Origin of the sequence: Pseudoalteromonas sp. SR41-7 (genome assembly GCF_014163935.1) — a bacterium.
Classification (GTDB): Bacteria; Pseudomonadota; Gammaproteobacteria; order Enterobacterales; family Alteromonadaceae; genus Pseudoalteromonas; species Pseudoalteromonas distincta.
In genome coordinates this window covers 1-911 of sequence record NZ_JACJEF010000034.1, presented here as the reverse complement: position 1 = coordinate 911, position 911 = coordinate 1, and the positions used below count along the sequence as shown (strand labels likewise).

At 50.2% G+C, this 911-nt stretch carries 1 protein-coding gene; it reads left to right on the top strand.

The window, feature by feature from the left end; all coding sequences use genetic code 11:
- A partial coding sequence (locus H5092_RS20370; protein ID WP_182734868.1) for an Ig-like domain-containing protein occupies positions 1–911 on the top strand: 911 nt, incomplete at both ends.

The following is a 911-nucleotide window of genomic DNA, read 5'->3' as shown; positions in this document are numbered from 1 at the left end:
ACGTTTACAGATGCAGCAAATGCCACTCAAAGCATTGATGTACAAACCGATGTCAATGGTAACTGGAGTGCGACACCAACAGGCACATTAGCCGAAGGGAATTATAGCGTTAGCGCCAGCATCACTGATGCAGCGGGCAACACAGGTACAGGTACAGACAGTGGCGAAGTGGATGTAACTCCACCGGCACTTGCCTTTACACCAACCTTTGAACTTGGTTTATTGGTTACCTTAAGTGGTACCTCTGACTTGCCAGCAGGCAGTGAAATTACCATTACCGAGCAACTGGTTGGCGGTGGCATTGGTGCCACCTACACCACCACAACTGATGCCGATGGTAATTGGTCATTAGTCGGATTAGATGTATCGTTACTTGATGTTGGCTCAGTGATCGCCACAGCGACCGATGCCGCAGGTAATACCCGTACAATTAGCTCAGATGACTTTGATAATACACCGCCGACACTCACTGTTGATGTTGCAGCACAAAGCGAGAGCAACACGCCAATCATAAGCGGCACAAGTGATGCGGGCGAAGGTGCACAAGTGACGATAGTCGTTACCGACAGCAACGGCAACCCACAAACCATCACCGCCCTTGTTGATGCGGATGGTAATTGGAGTGCCACTCCAACCACACCATTAAGTGAAGGTCAAAGCACCATCGAAGTAAGTGTACGCGACAGTGTTGGCAACGAAACTACAGTGAGTGATACCACCACTATCGACACGCAAGCGCCAATACTCACCATTCAAAACGTAGGCGATGTTAGCGACTTAACACCAGAGCTGCAGGGCACCAGTAATGAAATTGGTGGCACTGTTACACTCACCATCACCGACAGCGCAGGCGCTGTGCAAACCATTGAGACCCTAGTTGGCAGCGATGGCCACTGGAACATTGAGATTCC